Source organism: Achromobacter pulmonis (assembly GCF_021733725.1).
Taxonomy (GTDB): domain Bacteria; phylum Pseudomonadota; class Gammaproteobacteria; order Burkholderiales; family Burkholderiaceae_B; genus Achromobacter; species Achromobacter pulmonis.
This window is the reverse complement of record NZ_JAIFOT010000001.1, coordinates 4,358,222-4,372,309: the sequence shown is the minus strand read 5'-3', so window position 1 is coordinate 4,372,309 and position 14,088 is coordinate 4,358,222. Positions and strand designations below refer to the sequence as shown.

At 68.7% G+C, this 14,088-nt stretch carries 15 protein-coding genes; 13 read left to right on the top strand and 2 right to left on the bottom strand.

All coding sequences use genetic code 11. From position 1 onward, the window contains the following. The first annotated feature begins 119 nt into the window (after window positions 1–119). From K2W61_RS20035 to K2W61_RS20025, 3 genes are all read left to right on the top strand, one after another. A complete protein-coding gene (locus K2W61_RS20035; protein ID WP_236756406.1) occupies window positions 120–737 on the top strand; it encodes a DUF2239 family protein in 618 nt (205 codons plus the stop codon). Window positions 738–772: 35 nt separating this feature from the next. Continuing rightward, the gene (locus K2W61_RS20030) at window positions 773–1,162 is read left to right on the top strand and encodes a DCC1-like thiol-disulfide oxidoreductase family protein (RefSeq protein ID WP_175131407.1); all 390 of its coding nucleotides are present in this window, start codon (window positions 773–775) and stop codon (window positions 1,160–1,162) included. A gap of 119 nt (window positions 1,163–1,281) precedes the next feature. Continuing rightward, window positions 1,282–1,446, top strand: a complete 165-nt coding sequence (locus K2W61_RS20025) for a hypothetical protein (protein WP_236756405.1) — start codon at window positions 1,282–1,284, stop codon at window positions 1,444–1,446. A 264-nt stretch (window positions 1,447–1,710) separates the two neighbouring features. Here K2W61_RS20025 and K2W61_RS20020 read toward each other — a convergent pair whose 3' ends face one another. Beyond that, a complete protein-coding gene (locus K2W61_RS20020) occupies window positions 1,711–1,950 on the bottom strand; it encodes a hypothetical protein (protein ID WP_175131409.1) in 240 nt (79 codons plus the stop codon). 88 nt (window positions 1,951–2,038) lie between these two features. Beyond that, a complete protein-coding gene (locus K2W61_RS20015) occupies window positions 2,039–2,962 on the bottom strand; it encodes a LysR family transcriptional regulator (protein WP_175131410.1) in 924 nt (307 codons plus the stop codon). A 119-nt stretch (window positions 2,963–3,081) separates the two neighbouring features. On the opposite strand from K2W61_RS20015, the gene K2W61_RS20010 reads away from it, so the two are divergent. From K2W61_RS20010 to K2W61_RS19965, 10 genes are all read left to right on the top strand, one after another. Further along, window positions 3,082–4,473 carry a D-serine ammonia-lyase gene (locus K2W61_RS20010; protein WP_236756404.1) on the top strand — a complete coding sequence of 464 codons (1,392 nt, stop codon included), beginning with the start codon at window positions 3,082–3,084 and terminating at the stop codon, window positions 4,471–4,473. Next, window positions 4,470–5,456 carry a Bug family tripartite tricarboxylate transporter substrate binding protein gene (locus tag K2W61_RS20005; protein ID WP_236756403.1) on the top strand — a complete coding sequence of 329 codons (987 nt, stop codon included), beginning with the start codon at window positions 4,470–4,472 and terminating at the stop codon, window positions 5,454–5,456. Before K2W61_RS20010 ends, K2W61_RS20005 begins: the two co-directional genes overlap by 4 nt. 11 nt (window positions 5,457–5,467) lie before the next feature. Then, on the top strand, window positions 5,468–6,991 hold the full coding sequence (locus K2W61_RS20000) for an amidase (protein WP_175131413.1): 1,524 nt from the start codon (window positions 5,468–5,470) through the stop codon (window positions 6,989–6,991). Between the two features lie 121 nt (window positions 6,992–7,112). Further along, the gene (locus tag K2W61_RS19995; RefSeq protein WP_175131414.1) at window positions 7,113–7,439 is read left to right on the top strand and encodes a 7(1) septoil knot domain-containing protein; all 327 of its coding nucleotides are present in this window, start codon (window positions 7,113–7,115) and stop codon (window positions 7,437–7,439) included. Between the two features lie 202 nt (window positions 7,440–7,641). After that, complete coding sequence (locus tag K2W61_RS19990; RefSeq protein WP_175131415.1) at window positions 7,642–8,616, top strand: LysR family transcriptional regulator; 975 nt, start codon at window positions 7,642–7,644, stop codon at window positions 8,614–8,616. Continuing rightward, window positions 8,613–10,088 (top strand): flavin-containing monooxygenase, encoded by a 1,476-nt coding sequence (locus K2W61_RS19985; RefSeq protein ID WP_236756402.1) that lies wholly within the window; start codon window positions 8,613–8,615, stop codon window positions 10,086–10,088. Before K2W61_RS19990 ends, K2W61_RS19985 begins: the two co-directional genes overlap by 4 nt. After that, window positions 10,085–11,059, top strand: coding sequence for an ABC transporter permease (locus tag K2W61_RS19980; protein WP_236756401.1), 975 nt, complete (start codon window positions 10,085–10,087; stop codon window positions 11,057–11,059). The genes K2W61_RS19985 and K2W61_RS19980 overlap by 4 nt, the downstream gene beginning before the upstream one ends. Then, entirely contained in the window at window positions 11,056–12,000 is a 945-nt protein-coding gene (locus tag K2W61_RS19975; RefSeq protein ID WP_419761611.1) for an ABC transporter permease, read from the top strand. The genes K2W61_RS19980 and K2W61_RS19975 overlap by 4 nt, the downstream gene beginning before the upstream one ends. Beyond that, window positions 11,997–13,010: an ABC transporter ATP-binding protein gene (locus K2W61_RS19970; RefSeq protein WP_175139705.1), complete on the top strand. Its 1,014-nt coding sequence runs from the start codon at window positions 11,997–11,999 to the stop codon at window positions 13,008–13,010. The genes K2W61_RS19975 and K2W61_RS19970 overlap by 4 nt, the downstream gene beginning before the upstream one ends. Beyond that, a complete protein-coding gene (locus tag K2W61_RS19965; protein WP_236756400.1) occupies window positions 13,007–14,077 on the top strand; it encodes an ABC transporter ATP-binding protein in 1,071 nt (356 codons plus the stop codon). Before K2W61_RS19970 ends, K2W61_RS19965 begins: the two co-directional genes overlap by 4 nt. Window positions 14,078–14,088 lie beyond the last annotated feature (11 nt).

The window sequence follows — 14,088 nt, the reverse complement described above, 5'->3', positions numbered from 1 at the left end:
TTTTTCAATCGGCGTCGCATGCTTGCACTATTTTTACCCGGATTATATTGACAAGTCCTTTGGCGCCCCGCACAATGCCAGATATCAAATTTATCCGGGTAAATAACCCCATATCCCTCATGACACTGCCCGCCCTTCCCCATACCGCTTTTGAAGGCCACCGCCTGCTGGCGCGCGGCGCGCTCGCCGAGGTCGCCCTGGCCGTCAAGCAGGCGCAGGCCGCGCCGGACCGCGGCGCGATTCTGGTGTTCGATGACCTGACCGGCAGACAGGTGGACCTGGATCTGCGCGGTGGCGACGCCGACATCCGCAAGCGCTATCAGGCGCCCCCCGACGCCACCCCGGCGCCCGCGGACGCGGCCGACACCGCGGACACCGCCGGCGCCGCGCCGCGCGGCCGCGGCCGGCCCAAGCTGGGCGTGGTGCCGCGCGAGGTGACGCTGCTGCCGCGCCACTGGGACTGGCTGGCGGCACAGCCGGGCGGCGCCTCGGTGGCGCTGCGCAAGCTGGTCGAACAGGCGCGACGCGACAACGAGGCGCGCGACCGGCAGCGCCAGCGGCAGGAAGCGGCATACCACTTCATGTCGAGCATGGCAGGCGATCTGGCGGGTTTCGAGGAAGCGACGCGGGCGTTGTACGCCGGCGATCGCGCGGCTTTCACGCGCCAGGTCGCTGCGTGGCCGGCCGATGTCCGTGAATACGCCCTGGCGCTGGCCTGGGCGGATGACGCCGCCTGAGCATTGCAGCGCCAGTCGCTGGTAAGCTGTACGTCATGGATACGGATAGCGCCCCCCGCAACTTCCTGCTGTACGACGGCGATTGCCCCTTCTGCACGAACTACGTGCGGATGGTGCAGTTGCGCAAGGCCGTCGGCCCCGTCGCATTGCTCGACATGCGCGAGCATCCCGAGCTGGTGGCGCACTACCGCGACCGCGGCTACGACCTGAACGAAGGCATGCTGCTACGGCTGGACGGGCACGTCTACTGGGGTGCCGATTGCATCAACCGGCTGGCGCTGATCAGCTCGGACAGCGACCTTTTCAACCAGGTCAATGCCGCGATCTTCCGCCGCCCCTGCCTATCGGCGGCGCTGTATCCCTTCATGCGGCGCGGCCGCGCGCTGACGCTGGCGCTGCTGGGCAAGAAGAAGATGCCGGCCTGACGTCGCCCCCGGATCATTTCCCCGCGCTGACGCGGCGGCCGCGATCGCAGGCCTGCCGTTCGCCGAACAGGCGGCGGCATGATCGCAAGCCTGCCCTTCGTGCGCGGGCGGCGCTCCTCATGTCCATCGTTCGACTCTGGCGCAGGTTCCTCGCCACCGCGCTGCTGGCCATGGCCGAAGGCGGCGCCGCCGCGCGAGGCGATGCGGGCGCCGAGCTGCTGCGCGCCTCGAGCCAGGACGACCCCGCGCGGGTCCAGGCGCTGCTGGCGGCCGGCGCCCGCTGATCCGCAAGGTGCCGGGGTCAGGAAAACCCCAAAAGTGGCCAATTCATGTCCACAGCATGGACACCACGCCTGGCAGAATATCGCATATCTGATAAATTTCTCATCGCACTGGCTCGTGCCGGCGAGCTGTTGTGCTTGTTGTTGTATGTTTTATCCGGCCTTCGGGCCGGATTTTTTTTGCTTGCGCGACAACGCTGCTGGCGCGGGAAGGCCGCCGCGGCCACATCCGCCTTTATCGGCCGGCATAGCCCACCAAACCGCGCCTTATTCGTCGATCCGGATCGACAGGCCGTCGCCATCGACCACGATTGATCGCACCTGCACGTTCCAGCCGGCATTGATCGCTACTTCCTGGTCGTCGAACACGCCGTATTCGGTCACGGTGACCGCGCCGCGCAACGCGCGGCCATCGGCCCCTGGCCCATGCGCTTCGATCACCGGCAAATAGCCGTCCTGTATCCGCACCGCGCCGCGCGTGATCTGAAAGCCGTTGATGTTTTCCATGTGACGTCCAAGGCTGTGAAGGCACTCATCGTAGCGCGATGGCGGCCGCCCGGCCGGCGCCACTCGCGCCGCACGGCCGCCCGGCCCCTCAACACGGCCCCGCGTCCCCGGCCTGCAATTGCGTGCGCAGGCTGGCGATGAAGGCCTCGGCGGCTTGGGGCAGTACGCGGCCGGCCAGGGTCTGGACCTCGAAGTGGCGTTCGTTCATTTCCCGATCGCGCAGCGGCACCGCCACCACCTGCTTGCCCTGCAGCCGATAGCGGATCGCCAGTTCACCACAGAACGCCACGCCGCCGCCGGCCCCGGCAAACGCCACCAGCGCATCGACGCTGCGGCTGGAAAACACCGGTTCGCATTGCAGTTGCTGGCGGCTGCAACTGATGTCGATCAATTGCCGCAAGGTGGAATCGGCATCCGGCAGCGCCAGGGGATAGGCCATCAATTGCGCCAGCGTTACCTCGGTCTGGCGCGCCAGCGGATGGCCGGCGGCCACCACCGCGCGCACCGGCGCCGGCATGCGCAATTCCACGCGCACGTCGCGATGCGAGGTCAGGCTGAGGGTGATGCCGACATCGGCCGCGCCATCGCGCACCCGGGCCGGCACCTCGCGCTGCGAACATATGTCCAGCGTGAAGCGAATGCCCGCGTATTGCTCGCGGAATCGCGCGATCGCGGCGGGCACCACGTCATGCACGAAGCCTTCGGTGCAGACGACCCGCACCAAGCCTTGGCGCAGGCCGCGCAGCCCCAGGATGTCGCCGGCGACGCGGTCCACGTCCTGTTGCGCGCGCCGGGCGTAAGCGGCCAGCAGCTCGCCGGCCGCGTTCAGCGCCATGCCGCGTGAACGGCGCTCGAACAGCAAGGTGCCCAGTTCGCGTTCGAGGCGGGCGATCTGGCGGCTGACCGCCGACGGCGCCACCTCCAGCTTGTCCGCCGCCACGCTGACCGAGCCGCAGCGCGCCACTTCCAGGAAGTAGCGCACCGCCACTTCCTGCAGGATTTGCGGGTTCATCGGGTTTCCCCTTGGTTTGCGTAAAACGCAACGAATGATTCTAACAATTCATATTGCAGCAATACTAAGGCCCCGCCTAGGATGTGACCATCCGACGACGCTTTCCTTTGCAGCACGGCATGATCCCGTCCCACGCCTCCGTTTCGTCCTTGTCCTTGGCGGCGCTGCGCGCGGCGCGTCCCGTGTTGTGGACCCGCCCCGATCAGGCCGCGCCTGCCGCCGCCGCGCCCTATGGCATGGCCGACGTGCGCGCCGCCCATGATCGCTTTGTGCGGTTCGCGCCCTTGTTGGCGCAGTTGTTCCCGGAACTGGAGGCCGCGGGCGGCGTGATCGAATCGCCCCTGCTCGCGGCGCCCGCGATGCAGGCGGCATTGGGCCTGCCGGACACGGCCGGACGCCTGTGGCTCAAGGCCGATCACGCGCTGCCGGTGGCCGGCTCGATCAAGGCGCGCGGCGGCATCCATGAAGTCCTGGAGTTCACCGAAAACCTGGCGCTGGCGCAGGGCCTGATCGCCCCGGGCGACGACTATCGCCAGCTCGGCACGCCCGCCGCGCGCGCCTGCTTCGCGCAATACCAGGTGGCGGTGGGTTCGACCGGCAACCTGGGCCTGTCGATCGGCGTGATCGCCTCGGCGCTGGGGTTCCGCGCCGCCGTGCACATGTCGGCCGACGCCAAGGAATGGAAGAAGGCGCGCCTGCGCGCCCGAGGCGTCGAGGTGGTGGAGCATCCGGGGGATTACGAAAAAGCCGTGGCTGCCGGGCGCCGCCAGGTGCAGGCCGATCCACGCGGCTATTTCGTCGACGACGAACGCTCGGCCTCGCTGTTCCTGGGCTACGCGGCGGCGGCCCTGACCCTGCGCGACCAGATCGCGCAGGCCGGTCTTGTGGTGGACGCCGAGCATCCCTTGTTCGTGTATCTGCCTTGCGGCGTGGGCGGCGCGCCGGGCGGCATCGCCTTCGGCCTGTCGCTGCTGTTTGGCGCGCATGTGCACTGCTTCTTCGCCGAACCGGTGCAGTCGCCCTGCTTCCTGCTGCGCATGCTGGCCGGCCATGGCCAACTGCCGGGCGTGCCGGTGCCGCCATCGGTCTACGACATCGGCCTGACCAACCAGACCGAAGCCGACGGCCTGGCCGTGCCGCGCGCATCCGACCTGGCCTATGGCGCCGTCGGTCACCTGCTGGCCGGGGTCTACACGGTGGCCGACGACACGCTTTATGGCGATCTGGCCCGCCTGCACGACAGCGAAGGCCTGCGCATCGAGCCATCGGCGGCGGCCGGATTCTCTGGGCCGCGCCATCTGCTAGGCAGCGTCGCCGGCCAGCAGTGGCTGCGCGCGCGCGGCCTGCTGCCGCATCTGCCACGGGCCACGCACCTGGCCTGGACCACCGGCGGACTGTATGTGCCGGCCGAAGCGTACGACCGATTCCTGAGCCGCGGGCAACGACTCGCGGCCGCCCATCAGGCGCAGACCAATGCGCCTTTCCTCCACCATCCCTCTTATCGAGCATGACCATGAAGACTGCCTTGATCGCCCTTGGTGTCACCCTGGCGGGCGCCCTCGCCGCCGCCGCGCCGGCCAGCGCCCAGTCCGGCTACCCGACCCGTCCCGTTACCCTGGTGGTACCGTACCCGCCCGGCGGCGCCACCGATGTGCTCGGCCGCGTCATCGCGCAAAAGCTCGGCCAGGAGTTGGGCCAGACCGTCGTGGTGGAAAACCGCGCTGGCGCCGGCACCGCGATCGGCGCCGGCTATGTCGCCAAGGCCGCGCCCGACGGCTACACCCTGCTGGTCAGCTCCGGCACCACCTTCACCGTCAATCCGGCGATCCAGAACAAGCTGCCCTACGATCCGGTCAAGAGCTTCGAGCCGATCGGCATCGCCGGCCGTACCGGCCTGGCGCTGCTGGCCAACCCGCAGGTGCCGGTCAAGAACCTGAAAGAGCTGGTGGCCTACGCCAAGGCGCGCGACAAGGAGCCGCCGGCCTATGGTTCGTTCGGCGCCGGCACCACCGCGCATTTCGTGGGCGAGGCCTTCCTGGCCGCCGCCGGGATCAAGATGATCCACGTGCCCTACAAGGGCAGCGCCCCGGCCATGACCGACCTGATCGGTGGCCAGATTCCGTTCTCGGTCGACACGGTGGCCGCCGCGCTGCCGCAGAGCAAGCAGGGCAAGGTGCGGGTGTTGGCCGTGTCGGCCCCGGCCCGCTCGGCCTTCCTGCCCGACGTGCCGACGTTCGCGGAACAGGGCTACCCATCGGTGGCCATGGACACCTGGCTCATGTTCGCCGCGCCGCGCGGCCTGCCGGCGGACGTGAAGACCAAGCTCGAAGCCGCCTTGCGCGCCACGGTTGAATCGCCCGACGTGCGCAAGAGCCTGGAGGCGCAAGGCTTCGAGGCGGCCTACTCCAGCGCGGCCGAGGGCGAAGCGCTGATCCAGAAGGAATTGCCGCAGATGCGCGAAGTCGCGCAGCGCGCCAACATCAAGATCGATTGAAGGAAACCCTCATGACCCTGGACGATTCCCTCGTCTGCCTATCGGCGGTGGAACTGCGCCGCATGATCGGCGCGCGCCAGTTGTCGCCGGTGGAACTGCTGGAGGCGTGCATCGCGCGCATCGAGGCGGTCAACCCCTACATCAACGCCGTCACCGCCACCGCCTTCGAGCGCGCCCGCATCGAGGCGCGCGCCGCCGAACAGGCGGTGATGGCCGGCGATGCGCTCGGCCTGCTGCACGGCCTGCCGCTGGGCGTCAAGGACCTGGAGCCCACCGCCGGACTGCTCACCACCTTTGGCTCGCCGATCTACCGCGACCACGTGCCGGCCGAGGACGTGACGCTGGTGGCGCGCCTGCGCCGCGCCGGCGCCATCGTCGCCGCCAAGACCAACGTGCCGGAAATGGGCGCGGGCGCCAACTCGCGCAACACCGTGTGGGGCGCGACCGGCAATCCCTTCAACCCGAATTTGAATGCCGGCGGTTCCTCGGGCGGCTCGGCCGCCGCGCTGGCCAGCGACCTGTTCCCGCTGTGCACCGGCTCGGACACCGGCGGCTCGCTGCGCATCCCGGCCGCCAAGTGCGGCGTGGTCGGCTTCCGGCCCTCGCCGGGCGTGGTGCCGAGCGTGCGCAAGCCGTTGGGCTGGACGCCCATCTCGGTGGTCGGCCCGATGGGCCGCACCGTGGCCGACGCCTGCCTGCAGATGGCCGCCAGCGCCGGCCCCGACGCTGGCGACCCGCTCAGCTATCCGCTCGATCCGTTGCAATTCCTGGCCCCCGGCGTGGCCGACCTGGGCCGCCTGCGCGTGGCCTATACCGAAGACTTCGGGCTGTGCGACGTGGACGACGGCATCCGCGCCACCTTCCGCGCCAAGATCGCCGCCATGCGCCATCTGTTCGCCGCCTGCGACCCCATCGAGATCGACTTCGGTGAGGCCCACCGCTGCTTCGACGTGCTGCGCGCCGAGGCTTTCGTGGCCGGCATGCGCGACGCCTACGAGAAAGACCCAGCCAGCCTCGGCCCCAACCCCCGCGCCAATTTCGAGATGGGCGCGGCCATGAGCCTGAAGGACTGCGCCTGGGCGCAGGCCGAACAGACCCGGCTGATCAAGCGCTTCCAGCGCGCCTTCGACGACTACGACCTGATCCTGTCGCCGACCACGCCAGTGTCGCCATTCCCGTGGACGCAGTTGTATGCCGAGGCCATCAATGGCAAGCGCCAGGAGAACTATTACCGCTGGCTGGCGCTGACGTATGTGATCACGCTGACCACGCATCCGGCGCTGACGCTGCCTTGTGGGCGCGATCACAAGGGGATGCCGTTCGGCTTGCAAATCGTGGGACGGTTTCGCGGGGATCGCGAGGTGCTGGCGGCGGCGCAGGGAATGGAGTCGGCGTTTGCGGGGAATGAGGAACTGCGGCGGCCAAGGCCGGATCTGGCGGGGTTGAAGGCAGCGGAGCCGGCGCTGACGTCGATCGTGACGGCGCCGCCGGGGCGGGCCCAAGGCGATGCAGCGGCGGCCGTGTCAGCGGTGTAAGCATGGCGCGGCTGCGGACGCCGCAGGCCTGACCGGCGAGCGGGCTCGCCGGGACGCAGGCATAATCCCGACCGAACCACTTCCCTGGCCCCGCCGGCGATGCCGGTCTTCAAGGACACCCATGCGCGCATTGCCTCGCATTCTCCTCGCCGGCGCCCTCCTGGGCCCGGCCTTCGCCGCCCAGGCCGGCGAGGTCGATAAAGAAAACTGCACCTACAACGGCATCCCGCTGCACGGCGCGGTCGAGATCGTCACCGCCTTTCCCGACATCAGGGTAGAGGTCGTCAACGCCTTCGCCGACATCCGCGTGCAGCGCGTGGACGCTTTCGCCGAGCGTTGCGGCGAGTGGAAGATCGTCGACACCTTCCCGGACTTCACGATCCAGCTGGTGGACTCTTTCCCCGACGTGACCGTGACGTGGGTCGACGCGTTTCCGGGCACGGACTGACGCGTGCCCGATACCGGTCGTCCCCTTGCCATGCTTTCCTCATTGAAGTGGCCTAAGGGAAATCCCGTAAGCCATTGAAATAACGCGAAGTAATGAAAGGGCATAAGGAAATCCCGATTAGGGAATTTGCTTATGCCCTTTAATTATTTGTACGGCGCATACTTGATACGCAAGAATTCGTCCTTGGCATAAAGCAAGAAAGATGGAACTTCGTCAACTCGAGGCCTTCGCGGCCGTCATGTCCACGGGCAGCGTCACCGCTGCAGGGCGCTTGCTTGGCCGCTCGCAACCGGCCATCAGCCGCCTGCTGCAAGAGCTGGAGGCCGAGATCGGCTATGCGCTGTTCGCCCGCAGCGGCCCGCGCGTGACGCCGACCGATCAGGGTTTCCTGCTGTACGACGATGTCGAACGCGCCTTGTCCAGCCTGCGCCAGATTCGCGAACGCGCCGAGGAAATCGCCCGGGGCCAGGCGCAGCCGCTGCTGCTGGCGGCAACCTCGGCCCTGGCTGCCGGCTTGGTGCCGGCCGCCCTCAAGCAGGTGGAAACGCAAACCTCCTGCCCGCGCGTCGAGCTGCGCAGTGCCTCGCCCGAGCGGGTGGTGCACGCCGTGCTGAGCGGCGCGGCGCAATTGGGCGCGACCAGCCTGCCGCTGGAGCACCGCGGCCTGACGGTGCACTGGATCGGCCAGGCGCCCTGCGTGGTGGCGTTGCCGGAGGACGATCCGGCCGCGCGCCATGCGGTGGTGCCGGTGGCCGAACTGGCCGGGCGCCGCGTCGTCACCATGGCCAACCCTTACCGCCTGCGCCGCCGCCTGGATGCGGCCCTGCCGCCCAACGGCCACACGCTCGGCCCAATCGAAACCAATTCGTCCGTCAATGCCCTGGCCGCCGTGCGCGCCGGGCTGGGCGTGTCGGTGCTGGAACCCATCACCGCCTACGGCGCGCCGATGGCGGGCGTAGCGATCCGCCCGATCGACCTGGACATTCCTTTTTTCTTCGGGGTCATTACCTCGCAGTCGCAAGCCCTGACACCCGCCTGCCAGGCCATGGCCGACGCGCTGGCGCAGGCCGCCGCGCGCCTGCTGCCCGGCTTCGTGCTGCACGACGCCGGCCAGCACGGCGCGCTGCTGCAGTCGATCTACGGCGATGACACCCCACTTACGGACCCCTCCGCATGAATCAATCCCTTGCCCCGGCCCCGCAGGGCCTGGCCGCGCTGGAAGCGCGCCTGCGCCAGGACCTGTCCTGGCTGGAACTCCCCGCCAAGCCCTGGGTGCCGCCGCGCCTGGCGGACGGCCAGCCGGTGCTGGACGTGGCCATCATCGGCGGCGGCATGGCCGGCCTGGCCGCGGCGGCCTCGCTGACGCATCTGGGCATCGCCGCGCCGATCTTCGACCAGTCGCCCGAGGGCTATGAAGGCCCGTGGGCCACCACCGCGCGCATGGAAACCCTGCGCTCGCCCAAGCAGTTGACCGGCCCGGCGCTGGGCCTGCCGGCGCTGACCTTCCGCGCCTGGTTCGAGGCGCAGTTCGGCGGCCCAGCCTGGGATGCGCTGGACAAGATCCCGCGCCTGCAATGGATGGACTACCTGCGCTGGTACCGCCGCGTGCTGAACCTGGACGTGCGCAACCAGCACCGCGTGCTGGCGGTGCTGCCGCGCGCCGATCAACTGGTGCAACTGGACATCGAAGCGCCCGCCGGCCGCCACACCGTGCTGGCGCGCCGCGTGGTGCTGGCCACCGGCCGCGACGGCCTGGGCGGCGCCTACGTGCCGGACTTCGCGCGCAAGCTGCCGCGCGACCGCTGGGCCCATTCGTCGGACGTGCTGGACTACGCGACCCTGGCCGGCAAGCGCGTCGGCGTGGTGGGCGCGGGCGCGTCCGCCATGGACAGCGCCGCCACCGCCCTGGAAGCGGGCGCGGCCAGCGTCGACCTGCTGATCCGCCGCAACGACATCCCGCGCATCAACAAGGGCAAGGGCGCCGGCAACCCCGGCCTGACCCATGGCCATCTGAACCTGCCCGATGAATGGAAGTGGAAGATCCGCCATTACATCAACGCCGCCCAGGTGCCGCCGCCGCGCGGCAGCACGCTGCGCGTGTCGCGCCACCCGAATGCCCGCTTCAACCTGGGCTGCGGCGTGCAGGACCTGGCGCTGGTCGATGACGCGATCCGCGTCACCACGCCCAAGGGCGTCTTCACGCTGGATTTCCTGATTTTCTCGACGGGATTCCGCATCGACTGGACCGTGCGTCCGGAATTCGCCGCGCTGGCGCCGCACGTGCGCGCCTGGGGCGACCGCTACGTCCCCGCCCCCGGCGAGGAGGACCAGGAACTGCATGACTCGCCCGACCTGGGCGCGGCCTTCGAACTACAGGAAAAAACCCCGGGCGCCTGTCCCGGCCTGGACCGCGTGCATTGCTTCTCGTACCCGGCCGCGCTGACCCACGGCACCGTGTCCGGCGACATCCCCGCCATCAGCGAAGGCGCCAGGCGCCTCGCGCAAGGCATCGCCGGCCTGCTCTACCGCGAGGATGTGACGACGCACTACGCCAATATGGAAGCCTTCTCGGAACCCGAGGTGTTCGGCGACGAATGGACGCCGGCCCCGGCGCCTGGCGTGACCCGGCAGGCGGAGACCGCGCAATGACCGCTTGGCTGCTCCGCCGCGTGGCGCAGGCCGCGGTGGTCGTGTTCCTGATGACGCTGATCGTGTTCGTCGGGCTGCACGCCATCGGCAACCCGGTAGACATCCTGATCGGTCAGGACGTCGATCAGGTCGACCGCGCCCGCATCATCGCCGAACTGGGGCTGGACAAGCCCTTGTGGCAACAGTACCTGGGCTTTCTGAACGGGGCGCTGCATGGCAACCTGGGCAACAGCTTCGTCTACAACATCCCCGCCGTCGAGCTGGTGATCCAGCGCCTGCCGGCCACGCTCGAACTGGCCATCGCCGCGCTGCTGCTGGCGGTGATCGTCGGTTTGCCGCTGGGCCTGCTGGCCGGACTGTATCCGGACAGCCGCTTCTCCAAGCTGGTGATGGCGGGCAGCATCGTCGGTTTCTCGCTGCCGACCTTCTGGGTCGCGCTGATGCTGATCATGACCTTCAGCGTGTCGCTGGGCTGGCTGCCGGCCAGCGGCCGCGGCCAGACAGTGGAGTTCCTGGGCTTCCAGTGGTCCTGGCTGACGACCGACGGCTGGCGCCACCTGATCCTGCCGGCGCTGAACCTGTCGCTGTTCAAGATCTCGCTGGTGATCCGCCTGACCCGTGCCGGCGTGCGTGACGTCGTACCGCTGGACTTCGTCAAGTTCGCCCGCGCCAAAGGCCTGTCGCCCTTGCGCGTGGTCTGTGTGCACGTGCTGCGCAACACCATGATCCCGCTGGTGACGGTGCTGGGCCTGGAGTTGGGCTCGACCATCGCCTTTGCCGTCATCACGGAGAGCATCTTCGCCTGGCCCGGCGCCGGCAAGCTGATCCTGGACAGCCTGAACGCGCTGGACCGCCCGGTGATCGTGGCCTACCTGATCGTGGTGGTGTGCCTGTTCGTGACGCTCAACCTGATCGTCGACATCCTGTACAAAGTGCTGGACCCTCGGGTACGGCTGGAGGCCGCGGCATGAGCGCGCCGAACATTCCCCAGGCAGAGGCCATGCAACCCGCAACGCCCACCGCGCCCGTCCTGAAGCGCGAATCGCCCTGGCGCCGCAACCTGCTGGAATTCCTGTCGTCCAAGACGGCGGTGTTTGGGCTGGTGATCGCCACCCTGCTGATCCTGGCCGCCATCCTGGCGCCGTGGATCTCCCCGCAAGACCCCTACGACCTGCTGCAGATCGACGTGCTGGACGCGCGCCTGGCGCCAGGCACGATGAACGGTCTGGACACCTTCCACTACTGGCTCGGCACCGACGGCCAGGGCCGCGACCTGCTGTCGGGCATCCTGTACGGCCTGCGCATCAGCCTGATGGTGGGCGTGGGCTCGGCGCTGATCGCCGGCGTCATCGGCACGCTGCTGGGACTCTTGGCGGCCTACGCCGGCGGCAAGGTCGACGCGCTGATCATGCGGCTGGTGGACCTGATCCTGTCGTTTCCGTCGATCCTGGTGGCCATGATGATCCTGGCCTACCTGGGCAAGGGCGTGGGCAACGTGGTGCTGACGCTGGTGATCCTGGAGTGGGCCTACTACGCCCGCACCGCGCGCGGCCAGGCCCTGGTCGAGCGCCGCCGCGAATATGTCGAGGCGGCGCGCTGCCTGGACATTCCCAACTGGCGCATCATGCTCAAGCACATCCTGCCCAACTGCCTGCCGCCGCTGATCGTCATCGGCACTTTGCAGATCGCGCGCGCCATCACGCTGGAAGCCACGCTGAGCTTCCTGGGCCTGGGCGTACCGGTGACCGAGCCCTCGTTGGGGCTGCTGATCTCCAACGGCTTCCAATACATGCTGTCCGGCGAATACTGGATCAGTTTCTACCCCGGCATCGCGCTGCTGATCACCATCGTCGCCATCAACCTGGTGGGCGACCGCCTGCGCGACGTGCTGAACCCGAGGACCCACAAATGAGCGCCGTCCGCCCCGTCGCGGCCCCGGCCGCCCCCACGTTGGAGGTGCGCAACCTGCGCACCCACTTCTTCACCCGCGCCGGCACCCTGCCCGCCGTGGACGACGTGTCCTTCACGCTCGAACGCGGCAAGATCCTGGGCCTGGTCGGCGAGTCCGGCTCGGGCAAGTCGGTCACCGGCTTTTCCATCATGGGCCTGGTGGACGCCCCCGGCCGCGTAGTCAGCGGCCAGGTGCTGTTCCAGGGCCGCGACCTGACCAGGCTGCCCGCGCGTGAACTGCGCCAGTTGCAGGGCAACCGCATCGCCATGATCTTCCAGGATCCGATGATGACGTTGAACCCGGTGCTGCGGATCGACGTGCAAATGATCGAAACGGTGCGCGCCCACAACCGCATGAGCAAGGCGCAGGCGCGCGAACTGGCGCGCGACACGCTCGGCATGATGGGCATTCCCAGCCCCGAAGAGCGGCTGCTGGCCTATCCGCACCAGTTGTCCGGCGGCATGCGCCAGCGCGTCGCCATCGCCATCGCCATGCTGCACCGGCCCGACCTGATCATCGCCGACGAGCCGACCACGGCGCTGGATGTCACCATCCAGGCGCAGATCCTGTCCGAAGTGCAGAAGCTGGCGCAGCAGCACGGCACCAGCCTCATCTGGATCACGCATGACCTGTCGGTGGTGGCGGGCCTGGCCGACGACGTGGCGGTGATGTACGCCGGCCGCATCGTCGAGCACGGCAAGGTCGACGACGTGCTCGACCGCCCGCAGCATCCTTATACGGTGGGCCTGATCGACAGCCTGCCCAGCAACAACCAGCGCGGCCAGCGCCTGCGCCAGATTCCCGGCATGACACCCAACCTGCTCACCCTGCCCGCCGGCTGTGCCTTCGCGGCGCGCTGTTCGCGCGCCACGGCGCAATGCGGCCAGCAACCCGCCATCACCGACGTGCTGCCCGGCCATCAGGTGCGCTGCTTTCATCCGTCGCGGCAACTGCGCGAGGTGGCGGCATGAGCCAGACGACGATTCCGGATATCCGCGACCAGGTGGGCGCCGGCGCCCATGCCGCGCCGGCCAGCGCCGCCACGCCGCTCATCGACCTGCGCCAGGTCAGCAAGCGCTTCGGCGAGCGCCCCGTCGGCGCCGCCGGCCGCGCCATGCAGCGCCTGGGCCTGTCCAAGCCGCCGGCCATCACCCGCGCGGTCGATCATGTCGACCTGCTGGTGCGGCCCGGCGAAGTGGTCGGCCTGGTCGGCGAGTCCGGCTGCGGCAAGTCGACCCTGGGCCGCATCGCGGCCGGCCTGTTGACGCCGTCCGGCGGCGAGGTGCTGATCAACGGCCAGCGCCCCGCCGACATGACGCCGGCCCAGGCCCATGCCGCGCGCCTGAAGGTGCAGATGATCTTCCAGGATCCGTACGCCAGTCTCAACCCGCGCCTGCGCGTGGATGAGATCGTGGGCGAAGCCGCGCGCATCCACGGCCTGATCGGCAATGGCGACTTCGATGACTACGTCAGCGCCCAGCTACAGCGTGCCGGCCTCGATCCGGCGCTGCGCCAGCGCTATCCGCATCAGTTCAGCGGGGGCCAGCGCCAGCGCATCGGCATTGCCCGCGCCCTGGCGGTGCAGCCGTCGATGCTGGTGTGCGACGAGGCCGTGGCAGCGCTGGATGTGTCGATCCAGGCGCAGATCCTGAATCTGTTCATGGACCTGCGCGAACAGCTCAACCTGACGTACCTGTTCATCAGCCACGACCTGGGCGTGGTCGAACACCTGTCGGACCGCGTCGTCATCATGTACCTGGGCCGCGTGGTCGAGACCGCGCCGGTCGAGGACGTGTTCCGCCGCCCCAACCACCCCTACACCCAGGCGCTGCTGGCCGAGATCCCCAATCTGAAATCGCGCCACAAGACCTTCACCGCCATCAAGGGCGAGATCCCCAGCCCGCTCAACCCACCCGGCGGCTGCCACTTCCACCCGCGCTGTCCGCATGCGATGGCGCGCTGCAAAACCGAGGTTCCCACCTTGAAGGGAATCGCCATCAACCACCTGAGCGCCTGTCACCTGAACGACATGGCCTGACGCAGTTCCCC

Excerpts from the sequence above, each read along its gene's own strand:
- K2W61_RS20010 (WP_236756404.1), top strand. The coding sequence starts at position 3,082 with ATGATCCCGTCCCACGCCTCCGTTTCGTCCTTGTCCTTGGCGGCGCTG.
- K2W61_RS19975 (WP_419761611.1), top strand. The coding sequence starts at position 11,056 with ATGAGCGCGCCGAACATTCCCCAGGCAGAGGCCATGCAACCCGCAACG.
- K2W61_RS20030 (WP_175131407.1), top strand. The coding sequence starts at position 773 with ATGGATACGGATAGCGCCCCCCGCAACTTCCTGCTGTACGACGGCGAT.
- K2W61_RS20035 (WP_236756406.1), top strand. The coding sequence starts at position 120 with ATGACACTGCCCGCCCTTCCCCATACCGCTTTTGAAGGCCACCGCCTG.
- K2W61_RS20020 (WP_175131409.1), bottom strand. The coding sequence starts at position 1,950 with ATGGAAAACATCAACGGCTTTCAGATCACGCGCGGCGCGGTGCGGATA.
- K2W61_RS19980 (WP_236756401.1), top strand. The coding sequence starts at position 10,085 with ATGACCGCTTGGCTGCTCCGCCGCGTGGCGCAGGCCGCGGTGGTCGTG.
- K2W61_RS19985 (WP_236756402.1), top strand. The coding sequence starts at position 8,613 with ATGAATCAATCCCTTGCCCCGGCCCCGCAGGGCCTGGCCGCGCTGGAA.
- K2W61_RS19990 (WP_175131415.1), top strand. The coding sequence starts at position 7,642 with ATGGAACTTCGTCAACTCGAGGCCTTCGCGGCCGTCATGTCCACGGGC.
- K2W61_RS20025 (WP_236756405.1), top strand. The coding sequence starts at position 1,282 with ATGTCCATCGTTCGACTCTGGCGCAGGTTCCTCGCCACCGCGCTGCTG.
- K2W61_RS19995 (WP_175131414.1), top strand. The coding sequence starts at position 7,113 with ATGCGCGCATTGCCTCGCATTCTCCTCGCCGGCGCCCTCCTGGGCCCG.
- K2W61_RS19965 (WP_236756400.1), top strand. The coding sequence starts at position 13,007 with ATGAGCCAGACGACGATTCCGGATATCCGCGACCAGGTGGGCGCCGGC.
- K2W61_RS20015 (WP_175131410.1), bottom strand. The coding sequence starts at position 2,962 with ATGAACCCGCAAATCCTGCAGGAAGTGGCGGTGCGCTACTTCCTGGAA.
- K2W61_RS20000 (WP_175131413.1), top strand. The coding sequence starts at position 5,468 with ATGACCCTGGACGATTCCCTCGTCTGCCTATCGGCGGTGGAACTGCGC.
- K2W61_RS19970 (WP_175139705.1), top strand. The coding sequence starts at position 11,997 with ATGAGCGCCGTCCGCCCCGTCGCGGCCCCGGCCGCCCCCACGTTGGAG.
- K2W61_RS20005 (WP_236756403.1), top strand. The coding sequence starts at position 4,470 with ATGACCATGAAGACTGCCTTGATCGCCCTTGGTGTCACCCTGGCGGGC.